Here is a 13438-nt window from a genome sequence, read left to right on the forward strand (position 1 = left end):
CCGTGTCTTGACAGTCCCGCTCGGCTGCCGCTAGCGTCCGCTTCCGGATCATGACGGACAGTCCGATTCGTCCGGACGCCGGACCCTTTTCGCCGTTGCTGGAGGCCTGTGGTTTCGCAGGTAGGAGCGCATCCGACGGCCTTGTCCCGCAGTCCGTTGAAACAGTGACGAATAACACTGGGCGGAAAGGTAGACAATGGAAACGATCGACATGGACTCGCGCCGTGCTGTGGCCGGGGTATTCAACTCCGCGGTGGCCGCCTCGGCGATTGGAGCCGCCTGGGAAATCGGTGCTTTAGACCATTTGAACGAACACGGAAAACTGGATGTCGCCCAGTTCGCCGAGGACAACGACCTCGACGTCGACGCCACCCACGCCCTCTTCCAGGCCCTGGCCTCGGTCGGTGTCGTCGAGCGCACCGGAGCACACGTGCTGACCGGCAGACACTTCGCCGAGACGCTGCGCGCGCGATCGCTGTTCCACTGGCTGATGCAGGGCAGTGGCGCCCTGTTCGCGGCGATGCCGTCGGTGCTGCGCAAGGCCAACCGCACGGGCCGCTTCTACAGCCGCGACGCCGCGGCCATCGGCTACGCCTGCCGGGAGATCAACGCGAGGTTCTTCGACCCGGTGTTCTGGTCGGCAATGTCCGGTCTGGACTTCCCGATCCGGCGGGTGGCGGACCTCGGCAGCGGCAGCGGGCAGCGGCTGCTGGAGATCGTTCGGGCGAATCCGGGCGCGACCGGGATCGGCGTCGACATCGCCGCGCCGGTGTTGGAGTTCTCGGCGGGCGAACTGGCCGCCGCGGGCCTGGCCGACCGCGTGACGTTCATCGAGGCCGACGTGCGGTCGCTGGACCCGCGCCCGGAGTTCGCCGACGTCGAGCTGCTGACCTGCTTCATGATGGGCCACGACTTCTGGCCGCGCGCGAACTGCGTCGCCACGCTGCGCAGGCTGCGCACCGTCTTCCCCAACGCCCGCCGCTTCCTGCTCGGTGACACCGCCCGCAGCACGGCGCACGCCGACACCGACGTCCCGGTGTTCACGCTGGGCTTCGAGGTCGGCCACGCGCTGATGGGCGTGCGTTTGCCCACCCTCAACGACTGGCTCGGCGTCTTCGAGGAAGGCGGCTGGCGGTGCGCGAAGACGCACCTCATCGAGACGCCCGCCGCGTCGGCGATCTTCGAGCTCGAACCCGCCTGACCGGCGCGCCTCGGGGCCGGGCGGCGACAGGGCCGCCCGGCGGAGAGGGCAGGATTCGAACCTGCGCGGGCCAGAGGCCCTTCCTGCGAGCAGGAACCCGTTAAGCCGCTCCGGGCACCTCTCCTTGTCCTTGCTGGAACCAGTCTGCCTCCCCGCGCTGACGGCCTAGTGATCCCGCGCTGACGTCGCCGCGAGCCCCGACCGCACCACGTCGAGCACGCGCTCGGTCGTCTCCGGGTCCTTGCTGTAGCGCTGCATCGCCTGACAGCCCACGAGCAACGTCTTCACGTCGCGCACGGTGACGTCCGCCCGGATCTGCCCGGCCTGCTTGGCCCGCTCGACCAGTTCGCCCAGCATCGCGATGAACCGCTCCTCGACGCCCGTCGGCCCGGTGTCGGCCATGGCCTCCACGAGCCCCTGGTCGCTCGACCCCTCTTCGACCACGCGCCCGATGAACCGGAACAGCGCCTCACCCGGCGCGGCCGTCTGGCTCAACTCCCGCCCCTGCTCCGCCATCTGATCGAGCCGGTGCGCGACGATCGCCTGGAACAGCGCCTCCTTGGTCGGGAAGTGCCGGTACAACGTCCCCGGCCCCACCCCCGCCCGCCGCGCGATCTCGTCCACCGGCACCGAGATCCCCTCGGCGGCGAACGTCTCGTAGGCGACCTCCAACAACCGCGCCCGATTGCGCGCGGCGTCGGCCCGCATCGGCTTCTCGGCCACGAACACCTCTCTTCCTGAGAACTTCCTGAAACTCCTCGACAAGCGGAGCGGTCACTCCGTAAGGTTGAAACCGGAACGCACGACCCGATTCTAACCCCAAGGAGCCCCAGATGTCTCAGAACACCCCGCTGGCTTTCACCACCACGCCAGCTTCCTCGCTGTCAGCCCGCCCCACACCGCCTTTCAACACCGCGATGGCTCGTGACACCCCCTCGTGTCACCACACCCCATCGGCGCAGGAGACGCCCTCACCTCGGGGAACCCTGCCGCCTCGAGACATGTCGTCGTCCGGCAAAAATCTGCCGCGTCGGGGCATGTCGTCGTCCCGCGAAAGCCTGCTGCCTCGGAACATGTCGTCGCCCCGCCGAACCCCGCTGACTCGCGGTTCGCTATCGGCCCGCCTCCCGTTCGCACCTGGGCGCACCTGTGTCCAGCGCAGCCAGGCGAGAGCCCCGCTCGCCTTGGCCTCGCCCACCCTTCCTCTCCGCCACCTGGCCACTTCGGCACATCGCGCACCCGACCGGCCACTGGAGAACGTGCGGGCCAGGCGCCCCGCCGCGCCCCTCAACACCTTCGTCAGCCGCCCCGACGCCCCCACCTCTCGACACAGCGCGGCCACCCCTCGACGCGGCACCCCTACTACGCGATCCGGTACGTCGGTCCCGCCAGCCCTACCTTCGGCGCGCCCACTCATCGCGAACGGACGCACGCACTGCGGCACTCACAACGCCGACCTCAACCCAGAGCGTCAGCGCGGCTACCTGCGCACTGGCGCGAAGTCCACACTCGACAGATCCCGGCCACTCTCTGCGCATAGGGAAACGGGCACCACACCCACCCTGCTGCTGGATAACCCAGCCAACTGTCGGTCCGCCGATACCGCTGTAGCCCGCCGCCAGGTCCATCCCGGCGCGCCTCCGACGGCGCGATTACCCAGGTAGGGGGTGGACTGCGGTATGCCTGTCAGCCGTGGTCGCAGCACTGTGACCCGAACGCGGTCATGCCGCGTTCGGGTCGGTGCCCGGTGGTCGCCTCGGTAACGGCGGGATGCACGTGGGCAGTTGGCGTGGCGAGCGAGGTGCTGCGGGCTGTGCAGTGCGGGCTAGTTGCCGTTGCGGGGGGAGTACTTGGCGCGGTGCGGGTGGGCGGTGGTGGTGCCGTTGTGGATGGTGGCGTCCATGAGGGTGCGGCCCAGGCCCGCTCGGGCGCGGAGGGCGGGGTGGGTCGCGCCGAAGTCGGCGTTGTTGGTGGCGGCGTCGCCGGTGAAGGGGCCGGAGGCGAACAGGGCGTAGCTGAGGACGGGTGCGCCCTCGGGCGTGAAGATGAGGCCTGCCTCGTTGCGCCCGTCGTTGAACCAGCCTGCCTTGGTGGCCACGCGCAGCCGCTCGGGGGAGGTGAGGCGCAGGCGGATGCCGTCGGTGAAGGAGGTGAGGGAGCGCAGCGCGTTCAGCAGGTACCGGGTCGAGGACTCGGTGAGGAGTTCGCCCGCCGCCAGGCGGTGCAGGAGAGTTGTCGTCTCACGAGGGGTGGTGGTGCCCAGGAAGAAGCGGTTCGGGTTGGTGACCGGCACGACCTGCGTGTGGGTGAAGCCCTTGGCGCGCAGGATGTCGTTCAGCTCTCGGGCCGGGCAGACCAGGCCGCACAGGCGGACGGCGGTGTTGTCGGACACCGTCAGCAGGGCGGCCATGGCGTGGCCGAGGGTGACCGAGCTGGGATAGGCGCCGTCCAGCCCGAAGATCCCGTCCGTGTCCTGGATGACGATGTCCGCGGTGACGTCGACCCGCTGGTCGAGTCGCAGCAGACCGCGGTCCACCTTGTCCAGGACGGCCACCGCCACGGCGATCTTGTTGACGCTGTACGCCTCAACCACTCGGTCGGCGTCGTCGGCGACGACATCGGCGAAGCGACCGTCGGCGTCGGCCATCGACACCACCGACGACCACACACCGCCCGCACGGTGCGTCTCCCAGGCGTACCGGTAGGCGATGACGTGGTGCGCCTCCGCCCGAGTGGTCGGAGGGGCGTCGCTGGGCCCGTCGTCGGTCGAGGCAGCGGGGGAGGGGGTGGGGGCGGGGGCGGAGGGGGCGGCTTGTGCTCGTGCGGTGACGGTGCCGAGGAGGGCGGTCGTCGCGGTCGTCGTCCCGAGTCCAAGCGCCGTGCGGCGGGTGAGTCGCATGTGGGCATCCAACCGTATCGGTGGACGGTGTGGTGGTGGATTGCCGAATCTGCTTCCGGGCTGCGGGACCGGCGCGGGGCGCAGTGGAAGGCGGTGACAGTGGGCGGGGATGGTGGGTGCGTGAGGCGGGAAGGAGATGGGTGGGCGTGCGGGGCCGGGCAGGGGTTCGGGGGTGGGCTTGGCTTCGTGGGTGCCGACGGCCACAAGGGCAGCAAGGCCACCACCAGCACGCCAGGACGGGCTTAGGTTCGTTGTGGGGTGGGGCGGCGTCGGGGTTAGAGGCGGCCCGCTTCTATGACTCGGTGGAGGAACTGCCGGGTTCGGGGATGGGTGGGGGAGGTGAGGATCTGGGACGGTGGGCCCTGTTCCACCAGCCTGCCCTCGTCCAGGAAACACACTCGGTCGGCTACCTGTTTGGCGAAGCCCATCTCGTGGGTGGCCATCAGGATGGTTCGACCGGTGGTGGCCAGGTCGCGGACCAGGGAGAGGACTTCGCCTACCAGTTCTGGGTCTAGGGCGCTGGTGATCTCGTCCAGGAGGAGCAGGCGGGGGTGGTAGGCGAGGGCACGGGCGATCGCCACTCGTTGTTGTTGGCCGCCGGAGAGGCGGTCGGGGTAGGCGTTCGCCTTCTCTGGCAGGCCTACGCGGGCTAGGAGGGCCTGGGCGTCGGCTTCGGCTTGGGGGCGGGGGACGCCGTGGACTACTCGGGGGGCGAGGGTGATGTTGTCCAGCACCGTCATGTGGGGGAACAGGTTGAACGACTGGAACACCACGCCCATGGAGCGGCGGGCTCTGTCGGGGTTCAGGCGGGGGTCGGAGATGTCGACGCCGTCGAGGACGATCTGGCCGTCGTCTAGGTCCTCCAGAAGGTTCACGCAGCGCAGGAGGGTGGACTTGCCGGAGCCGGAGGCGCCGATGAGGACGACCACCTCATGTTCGGCGACGTCGAGGTCGATCCCGTCCAGGACCCGGCGGCCGCCGTAGGACTTCGCCAGGCCGCGTACCGACAGCAGGGTCACAGCGCCCCCTGCCTGCGGGCCGCGCGGCGGGCGACCAGATCGGCCAGGCGGGCGGAGGGGATGGCCAGCAGGACGAACAGCAGGCCCGCGACCACGTACGGGGTGAAGTCGTACGCCGTGGCCGCCGAGATCTGCGCCGCCCGCACGGCGTCCACCGCGCCCAGGACCGAGATGAGGCCGCAGTCCTTCTGCAGGGCCACGAAGTCGTTCAGCAGGGCCGGGGTCACCCGCCGGACCGCTTGGGGGAGGACGACCAGGCGCATGGTGCGGCGGTGGTCGAGGCCCAGGGAGCGCGCCGCCGCCAGCTGGGACGGGTGGACGGACTCGATCCCGGCGCGGAACACCTCCGCGACGTACGCCGAGTACACCAGCACCAGCGCGATGCCGCCGAGCAGCACCGGATCGTTCGGGACGCCGGTGAGCCGCAGGCCGGGGAGGCCGAACCCGATCAGGTACAGGCAGATCAGCAGCGGCAGCCCGCGGAACAGGTCCACGTACGCCGTGGCGAGCGCCCGCAGCGGGAACCACACCGGCCCGCGCAGCGAGCGCAGGAACGCGATCAGCAGGCCCAGCGCCACGATCACCACCGCGCACACCAGGAGCACCCGCAGGTTGAGCCACAGCCCCGCCGCCACCGACGGCAGCGACGCGACCGCGACGTCCCAGTCCAGGAACGACTCGCGCACCCGGGGCCAGCCCGGCGCGCCCGTCACCGCGAAGTACGCCGCCGCCGCGAACACCAGGGTCGAGACCAGCGCCACCAGGGTGGAGCGGCGGGCGCGGGAGCGCCGGTAGGCCAGGCGCTCCCGCTGCAGCTCGCTGATCACCGCAGCTCGGGCGCGGTGGTCGAGCTCGCCAGCCACTCCTGTTCCAGTCGGGCGAGGATGCCGTTGGCGCGCAGGGCCTCTACCGCGCTGGACACGCACTGGGTCAGCGGGCTGCCCTTGTCCAGCACGATGCCGAACTGTTCGGGCTTGCCGTTGCCGCGCGGGAGCTGGCCGACGATCTTGCCGTCGGTCAGCTCGGCCGAGGTCATGTAGAACGCCGTGGGCAGGTCCAGGACCAGCGCGTCGATCTGGCCGCTGGTGAGGGCGGCCTTGGCGTCGTCGTTGGTGTTGTAGACCGCGACGTCCTGTTTGGCGCCCAGGGCGGCCGCGGCGGCGTAGCTGGTGGTGCCGACCTGGGCGCCCAGCTTCACCGCGCGCAGGCCCTCCAGAGTGGTCACCTCGGCGGCGGGGGAGGAACTCAGGGTGATCACTGCTTGAGCAACGTCGTAGTACGGGGCCGAGAAATCCACGGCCTGGCGGCGTTCCTCGGTGATCGAGAATTCGGTCAGGTTGGCGTCGAAGGTCTTCTTGCCCGGCTGGATGGCGGCGTTGAACGGCACCCGGGTCCAGACGACGTCGCCGCGGTCGTAGCCCAGGTACTCGGCCACCGCGTAGGCGACGGCGGACTCGAAGCCGCGGCCGTTGGACGGGTCGTTGTCCTGGTACCACGGCTGGTAGACCGGCTCGTCCGTGGCGAAGGTGAACGTGCCCGGGGTGAGCGTGGGCAGCGTCGCCTTCACGCAGGACGGTCCGGTCGGGGTCGGCTGCTCGGCCACCGGCGCGCACGCGGTGAGCACGAGTGCGCCGAGAAGGGCGGTCATGCGCATGCCCGACATCATCGCGGGCGGCGCAGGAGATAGGTATCCATGATCCAGCCCTTGGACGCCCGCGCCGCCTCCCGCTCGCGCCGGATCCGCTCGCCCACCTCGGACACCCGCCCGCTGATGAGGATCTCGTCCGGGGTGCTGACGTAGGCGCCCCAGCGGATCTCGGCGTCCGGATAGGCCAGGAACGCGCACTGCGCGTCCAGCATCACCACCAGGTCGTCGACCCCGTCCGGCCAGCCCGAGGCCAGCCGCCGCCCGGTCGTGATCTGGACCGCGCCGCCGACCTGGTTGAGCGTGGTGGCGTGCTTGGCGGCGAGCGCGGACACGCTGCTGATGCCCGGGACGACGCCCAGCTCGAAGTCCGTCCCGCGCGACCGCACGTCCTCCAGCACCGCGATGACGCTGTCGTAGAGCGACGGGTCGCCCCACACCAGGAACGCGCCGACCTCGTCCGGCCCCAGCTCGCCGACCATCCCCGCGCACACGTCCGCGCGCCGGGTCCGCCAGTCGTCCACCGCCGCCGTGTACCCCGGCGACACCCGGTCGCGGTCGGGGTCGGCGCCGCGCACGATCCGCGCCTGGGGGGCGTAACGGCTGATCAGCGCCTCGCGCAGGGCCATCAGCTCGCCCGCGGCGTCCGCCTTGTCCAGCAGGAACACCACGTCGACCCGGCCCAGCACGGCGACGGCCTGGACGGTGATCTGGTCGGGGTCGCCCGCGCCGATCCCGACTACCTCGATGCGCATAGCGCCAGAACTTAGCCGTTGAGCGTGCGGCTCCGACCGCGGAACTCGGCGACGACCTCGTCACCGCGGGTGACCGTCACGTCGTAGATGCCGCTGCGCCCGTAGCGGGTGCGCTCGGTGGCGCGGGCTGTCAAGCGGTCGCCCTGGTACACCGGAGCGACAAATGTCACGTCCGCGCCCGCGGCGACGGTGACCGGCCCGTGGCTGTTGCACGCGCAGGCGAAGGCGGTGTCGGCGAAGAGGAAAACGTAGCCGCCGTGGCCAATGCCGTGGCCGTTGACCATCGTGTCGGTGACAGTCATCGTCAGTTCGGCCCAGCCGGGGCCCGCGCCCGCCACCTCGATGCCCAGTGCGGTGGACGCGGTGTCGTCGGCCATCATGCGGACCACGGGTTCGGGGATCACCGGGGTGATGCTACGGCGATGAGGTCGCCCACACCTTGGTTGCCCTTCCGACAGTAGGACGTCAAACTAAATGGGTCACCCGACCGCAGGAGGCTGACGATGACCGCACCGCTGCACCGCCCCGCGAACCCCGTCCGGTTCGTCACCGCGGCGAGCCTGTTCGACGGCCACGACGCCGCCATCAACATCATGCGGCGCATCCTGCAGAGCCAGGGCGCCGAGGTGGTGCACCTCGGCCACAACCGCTCGGTCCGCGAGGTGGTGACCGCCGCCCTGCAGGAGGACGTCCAGGGCGTGGCCATCAGCGCCTACCAGGGCGGACACGTCGAGTACTTCACCTACCTCGTCGACCTGCTCAGCGAGGAGGGCGCGGGCCACATCAAGGTCTACGGCGGCGGTGGCGGCGTCATCGTGCCCGCCGAGATCGCCCTGCTGCACGAGCGCGGCGTCGCCCGGATCTTCTCCCCGGAGGACGGCCAGCGCCTCGGCCTGGCCCGCATGATCAACACCATGGTCGAGGCCTGCGACCACGCCCTGCCCGCCGACGTCGACGCCGAGGCCCTGCTCGCGGGCGACCAGCGCGCTCTCGCCCGCGCCATCACCCTCATCGAGGACGGCCGCATCCCCGACGACCTGCGTGACGTCGTCACCGAGACGGCCGGGTCCCGGGAGGTGCCCGTGCTGGGCATCACCGGCACCGGCGGTTCGGGCAAGTCGTCGCTGACCGACGAGCTGGTCCGCAGGCTGCGCGTGGACCAGCAGGACAAGCTGCGGGTGGCGGTCATCGCCGTCGACCCGACCCGCCGCAAGGGCGGCGGCGCGCTGCTGGGCGACCGCATCCGCATGAACAGCATCGAGGGCGGCCCGGTCTTCTTCCGCTCGCTGGCCACCCGGGGCGCCGAGACCGAGGTGCCCGGTGGCCTGGCCGACGCCATCGCCGCCTGCAAGGCCGCCGGGCACGACCTGGTCATCGTCGAGACCCCCGGCATCGGCCAGGGCGACGCGGCCATCGTGCCGTTCGTCGACGTCTCCCTCTACGTGATGACGCCCGAGTTCGGCGCTGCCTCGCAGCTGGAGAAGATCGACATGCTCGACTTCGCCGACGTCGTGGCCATCAACAAGTTCGAGCGCCGCGGCGCCGAGGACGCCCGCCGCGACGTGGCCCGCCAGCTCGTGCGCAACCGCGAGGCGTTCGGCGCGCAGTGGTCGGACATGCCGGTCTACGGCACCAGCGCCGCCACCTTCAACGACGACGGCGTCACCGCCCTCTACCAGGAGCTGCGCGGCCTCCTCGCGGCCAAGGGCGTCGCCTTCGGCGACGGCGTGCTCCCGCGCGTGGAGACCAAGACCTCCCGGCACGCTGCCAGCGTCGTGCCGCTGTCCCGCCAGCGCTACCTCTCCGACATCGCCGACGCCGTGCGCGCCTACCACCGCCGCACCGACGAGCAGGTGGCCGCCGTCCGCGAGTACCGGGCGCTGGAGACGGCCCGCCGGGCCATCAAGGACAACCCGTCCGCCGATCTCGACCGCGTCGCCGAGGCCGCCGCCGAGAAGGTCGACCGCGACGTCCGGGTCGCCCTGGAGGAGTGGCCGAAGACCGTCGAGCAGTACCGGGCCGAGGAACTCGTGGTCAAGGTCCGCGACAAGGAGCTGCACACGCCGCTCTGGCGGGAGACGCTCTCGGGCAACAAGGTCCCGCGCGTGGCGCTGCCGCGCTTCGACGACGACGCCAGCCTGGTGCGCTTCCTGCGCAAGGAGAACCTGCCGGGCCGGTTCCCGTTCACCGCGGGCGTGTTCCCGTTCAAGCGCGAGGGCGAGGACCCCGCGCGCATGTTCGCCGGTGAGGGCGACGCCTTCCGCACCAACCGCCGCTTCAAGCTGCTCTCGGAGGGCAACCCGGCGACCCGGCTGTCCACCGCGTTCGACTCGGTGACCCTCTACGGCCGCGACCCCGACACCCCGCCGGACATCTATGGCAAGATCGGCACCTCGGGCGTCTCGATCGCCAGCCTCGACGACATGAAGGCCCTCTACGCGGGCTTCGACCTCACCGCGCCGACGACCTCGGTGTCGATGACGATCAACGGGCCCGCCCCGACGATCCTGGCCTACTTCCTCAACACGGCCATCGACCAGCGCGTCGACGCCTTCGTCGAGGAGCACGGCAGGCAGCCGGACGAGCAGGAGCGCAAGGAGCTGGCCGCCTGGGCGCTGGCCAACGTGCGCGGCACGGTGCAGGCCGACATCCTCAAGGAGGACCAGGGCCAGAACACCTGCATCTTCTCCACCGAGTTCAGCCTGCGGATGATGGCCGACATCCAGGAGTGGTTCATCCGCAACAGGGTCCGCAACTTCTACTCGGTGTCGATCTCCGGCTACCACATCGCCGAGGCGGGCGCGAACCCCATCAGCCAGCTCGCGTTCACCCTGGCCAACGGCTTCACCTACGTCGAGTCCTACCTGGCCAGGGGCATGGACATCGACGACTTCGCGCCCAACCTGTCGTTCTTCTTCTCCAACGGCATGGACGCGGAGTACTCCGTCATCGGACGGGTCGCCCGCCGCATCTGGGCGGTGGCGATGAAGGAGCGCTACGGGGCCAACGAGCGCTCGCAGAAGCTGAAGTACCACGTGCAGACCTCCGGGCGCTCGCTGCACGCCCAGGAGATGAACTTCAACGACATCCGCACGACGCTGCAGGCGCTGTGCGCGCTGTACGACAACGCGAACTCGCTGCACACCAACGCCTACGACGAGGCGATCACCACCCCGACCGAGTCCAGCGTCCGCCGCGCGATGGCCATCCAGCTGATCATCAACCGCGAGTGGGGCCTGTCGATGAACGAGAACCCGCTGCAGGGCTCGTTCGTCATCGACGAGCTGACCGACCTGGTGGAGGAGGCCGTGCTCGCCGAGTTCGACCGGCTCTCCGACCGCGGCGGCGTCCTCGGCGCGATGGAGACCGGCTACCAGCGCGGCCGCATCCAGGACGAGTCGATGCTCTACGAGCACCGCAAGCACGACGGCTCGCTGCCGCTGATCGGCGTCAACACGTTCCTGCCGCCGGAGGGCGACGAGGACCAGGTCGTCGAGATCGAGCTGGCGCGGGCGACCGAGGCGGAGAAGGAGTCGCAGGTCGCCAGGACCCGCGCCTACCAGCAGGCGCACCGCGCCGAGGCCGCCGACGCGCTGGCCCGGCTGCGCGCGGCCGCCCGCACCGACGAGAACGTCTTCGAGGTCCTGATGGACGCCGCCCGCGTCTGCACGCTCGGTCAGATCACCGAGGCGTTCTTCGAGGTGGGCGGGCAGTACCGGCGCAATATCTGAGCGATACTGTGCCGTGGCCCGCCAGAAGCGGGCCCGAACGAAAGGGGAGCCGGTGATCAGCCGCGTCGGAGTGGTCGGATCGGGCCTGATGGGCTCGGGCATCGCGGAGGTCTGCGCCCGGGCCGGGGTCGACGTCGTCGTCGCCGAGGTCAACAGCGCCGCCGCGGACGCCGGGCGCGCCCGGGTCGAGAAGTCGCTGGAGCGCGGGGTCCGCAGCGAGAAGCTGACCGCGGACGAGCGCGACGCCGCGCTGGCCAGGCTGCGCTTCACCACTTCGCTGGACGAGTTCGCCGACCGCCAGCTGGTGGTCGAGGCGGTCGCGGAGATCGAGTCGGTCAAGACCGAGGTGTTCACCACCCTGGACAAGGTCGTCGAGGACCCCGAGGCGATCTTCGCCTCCAACACCTCGTCGATCCCGATCATGAAGCTGGGCATGGCCACGGCCCGCCCGCAGCAGGTCATCGGCGTGCACTTCTTCAACCCGGTGCCGGTGCTGAAGCTGGTCGAGCTGGTCCCGTCGCTGCTGACCGCCGAGGAGACCAAGGACCGGGCGAAGGCGTTCGTCGAGGGGGTGCTGGGCAAGGAGGTCATCGCCTCCCAGGACCGCGCGGGCTTCGTCGTCAACGCGCTGCTCGTGCCCTACCTGCTCTCCGCGATCCGCATGCTGGAGTCCGGCTTCGCCTCCGCCGAGGACATCGACAAGGGCATGATCCTGGGCTGCGCGCACCCGATGGGCCCGCTGCGCCTGACCGACCTCATCGGCCTGGACACCACCAAGGCGATCGCGGACTCGCTGTACGAGGAGTTCAAGGAGCCCCTGTACTCCGCGCCGCCGCTGCTGCTGCGCATGGTCGACGCCGGGCTCATGGGCAAGAAGTCCGGCCGCGGCTTCTACCAGTACTGAGCACAACGGGGGCCGGGCCGACCCGGCCCGGCCCCCGTCCCCCTGCCCTACGCCGGGACCATGCCCATGAAGAGGAGCCGGTTCGGCGACCCGGCGCCCGGGTTGACCACGACGCCGGGCGTGGCGTTGTCGGCCAGGGCCGCCGCGGTCTGCCACGCGGTGTCGCCGGGGAACCGGTGCCGCCAGAGCGCGGCGGTGCCGGTCACGTGCGGCGCGGCCATCGAGGTGCCGCTGAGCGTGGCGTAGGCGGTGTCGGAGCTGCCCCACGCCGAGTAGATCGACCCGCCCGGCGCGAACAGGTCCAGGCACGGGCCGTAGCTGGAGAACGCGGAGCGGTAGTCGTTGCTGTTGGTCGAGCCGACCGTCGTCGCGGCGGGCGTGCTCGCGGGCGACTGCAGGCAGGCGTTGTTGTTGGAGTTGCCCGCCGAGACCGAGTAGTGCACGTTCGCGGCGATGGAGTTGGCGACGGCGGTGTTCAGCGGCGCGTAGGTCCCGCCGCCGAGGCTCATGTTGGCCACCGCCCGGGTGCCCGGGTTCATGATCGCGTTGTTGGTCACCCAGTCGACGCCCGCGATGACCCCGGCGTAGGAGCCCGAGCCCGCGCAGTTGAGCACGCGGACCGACACCAGCTGCACGTCCTTGGCGACGCCGACGGTCTGGCCGCCCACGGTGCCCGCCACGTGCGTGCCGTGGCCGTGGCAGTCGTTGCCGGGCGGGAACACGCCGCCGACGGTGTCGATGCCGTAGATGGCCTGGCCGTTGAACTCCTGGTGGGTGTAGCGGATGCCGGTGTCGATGATGTACGCCTTCACCGACGGCGCGGTGTTCGGGTGGTGGTACTTGGTGTCGAAGGGCAGCGACCGCTGGTCGATGCGGTTGAGGCCCCAGGACGGCGGGCTGGTCTGCACCTGCAGCGCCGTGGTGCGCACCTCGGCGTCCTGCCAGATGCCGCGGAAGCGCCTGTCCTCGGTCAGCTTGCGGGCCTGCTCGGCGTCGGCCTTGACGGCGAAGCCCTTCAGCGCGCTGGTGTAGAGGTGGACGATGCCGATGCCGTACTGGCGGGCCACCTCGTCGGCGGTCCGCTTGACCACGTCGGCGGACGCCTGCTCGTCGGCGAGCAGGGCGAGGTAGCTGTCGGGGATCGGCTCGGCTGCGGTGGTGACACGCCCGGGCGCGGTGTCGGCGAGCGCGAGCCCGGTGGGGCTGGCGGCCACCGGGCTGACGACGCCGCCGAGCGCGGTGGCCACGGCCGCGGCGAGGACGAGCCTGCGGGTGAGCTTCATC

11 protein-coding genes and 1 tRNA gene are annotated in these 13438 nt (G+C 70.6%); 3 read left to right on the forward strand and 9 right to left on the reverse strand.

The features are described from left to right. The first annotated feature begins 304 nt into the window (after window positions 1–304). Window positions 305–1201 (forward strand): class I SAM-dependent methyltransferase, encoded by an 897-nt coding sequence (locus tag Actkin_RS12905; protein WP_258907353.1) that lies wholly within the window; start codon window positions 305–307, stop codon window positions 1199–1201. A 40-nt stretch (window positions 1202–1241) separates the two neighbouring features. On the opposite strand, the gene Actkin_RS12910 is transcribed toward Actkin_RS12905, so the two are convergent. The 8 genes from Actkin_RS12910 to paaI all read right to left on the reverse strand — a co-directional run bounded on the left by Actkin_RS12910 (window position 1242) and on the right by paaI (window position 7899). After that, window positions 1242–1325, reverse strand: a tRNA-OTHER gene (locus tag Actkin_RS12910). Window positions 1326–1366: 41 nt separating this feature from the next. Further along, complete coding sequence (locus tag Actkin_RS12915; RefSeq protein ID WP_229787315.1) at window positions 1367–1924, reverse strand: TetR/AcrR family transcriptional regulator; 558 nt, start codon at window positions 1922–1924, stop codon at window positions 1367–1369. Window positions 1925–3026: 1102 nt separating this feature from the next. Further along, complete coding sequence (locus Actkin_RS12920) at window positions 3027–4100, reverse strand: serine hydrolase (RefSeq protein WP_258907355.1); 1074 nt, start codon at window positions 4098–4100, stop codon at window positions 3027–3029. Window positions 4101–4375: 275 nt separating this feature from the next. Continuing rightward, the gene (locus Actkin_RS12925; protein WP_309569132.1) at window positions 4376–5119 is read right to left on the reverse strand and encodes an amino acid ABC transporter ATP-binding protein; all 744 of its coding nucleotides are present in this window, start codon (window positions 5117–5119) and stop codon (window positions 4376–4378) included. Further along, window positions 5116–5982 (reverse strand): amino acid ABC transporter permease, encoded by an 867-nt coding sequence (locus tag Actkin_RS12930; RefSeq protein ID WP_258907357.1) that lies wholly within the window; start codon window positions 5980–5982, stop codon window positions 5116–5118. Before Actkin_RS12930 ends, Actkin_RS12925 begins: the two co-directional genes overlap by 4 nt. Further along, window positions 5943–6773, reverse strand: coding sequence for an ABC transporter substrate-binding protein (locus Actkin_RS12935; protein ID WP_258907358.1), 831 nt, complete (start codon window positions 6771–6773; stop codon window positions 5943–5945). Before Actkin_RS12935 ends, Actkin_RS12930 begins: the two co-directional genes overlap by 40 nt. 8 nt (window positions 6774–6781) lie before the next feature. Further along, window positions 6782–7519, reverse strand: a complete 738-nt coding sequence (gene cobF, locus Actkin_RS12940) for a precorrin-6A synthase (deacetylating) (protein WP_258907359.1) — start codon at window positions 7517–7519, stop codon at window positions 6782–6784. Window positions 7520–7530: 11 nt separating this feature from the next. Beyond that, window positions 7531–7899 (reverse strand): hydroxyphenylacetyl-CoA thioesterase PaaI, encoded by a 369-nt coding sequence (gene paaI, locus Actkin_RS12945; RefSeq protein ID WP_258907919.1) that lies wholly within the window; start codon window positions 7897–7899, stop codon window positions 7531–7533. A 123-nt stretch (window positions 7900–8022) separates the two neighbouring features. Between paaI and icmF the strand changes: the two genes are divergently transcribed. Both icmF and Actkin_RS12955 read left to right on the forward strand, forming a co-directional pair. After that, window positions 8023–11250, forward strand: coding sequence for a fused isobutyryl-CoA mutase/GTPase IcmF (gene icmF, locus Actkin_RS12950; protein ID WP_258907360.1), 3228 nt, complete (start codon window positions 8023–8025; stop codon window positions 11248–11250). Window positions 11251–11302: 52 nt separating this feature from the next. Beyond that, window positions 11303–12154, forward strand: a complete 852-nt coding sequence (locus Actkin_RS12955; protein WP_258907362.1) for a 3-hydroxybutyryl-CoA dehydrogenase — start codon at window positions 11303–11305, stop codon at window positions 12152–12154. Window positions 12155–12201: 47 nt separating this feature from the next. Here the strand turns inward: Actkin_RS12955 and Actkin_RS12960 are convergent, their stop codons facing one another. Beyond that, entirely contained in the window at window positions 12202–13437 is a 1236-nt protein-coding gene (locus Actkin_RS12960) for a S8 family peptidase (protein WP_189212859.1), read from the reverse strand. Window position 13438 lies beyond the last annotated feature (1 nt).

The sequence above is a fragment of the Actinokineospora sp. UTMC 2448 genome (assembly GCF_024760565.1).
GTDB lineage: Bacteria > Actinomycetota > Actinomycetes > Mycobacteriales > Pseudonocardiaceae > Actinokineospora > Actinokineospora fastidiosa.

Bases quoted from the DNA above. Each gene is read 5' to 3' on its own strand.
- cobF (WP_258907359.1), bottom strand. From the start codon at position 7,519: ATGCGCATCGAGGTAGTCGGGATCGGCGCGGGCGACCCCGACCAGATC.
- Actkin_RS12920 (WP_258907355.1), bottom strand. From the start codon at position 4,100: ATGCGACTCACCCGCCGCACGGCGCTTGGACTCGGGACGACGACCGCG.
- Actkin_RS12960 (WP_189212859.1), bottom strand. From the start codon at position 13,437: ATGAAGCTCACCCGCAGGCTCGTCCTCGCCGCGGCCGTGGCCACCGCG.
- icmF (WP_258907360.1), top strand. From the start codon at position 8,023: ATGACCGCACCGCTGCACCGCCCCGCGAACCCCGTCCGGTTCGTCACC.
- paaI (WP_258907919.1), bottom strand. From the start codon at position 7,899: ATGATGGCCGACGACACCGCGTCCACCGCACTGGGCATCGAGGTGGCG.
- Actkin_RS12935 (WP_258907358.1), bottom strand. From the start codon at position 6,773: ATGCGCATGACCGCCCTTCTCGGCGCACTCGTGCTCACCGCGTGCGCG.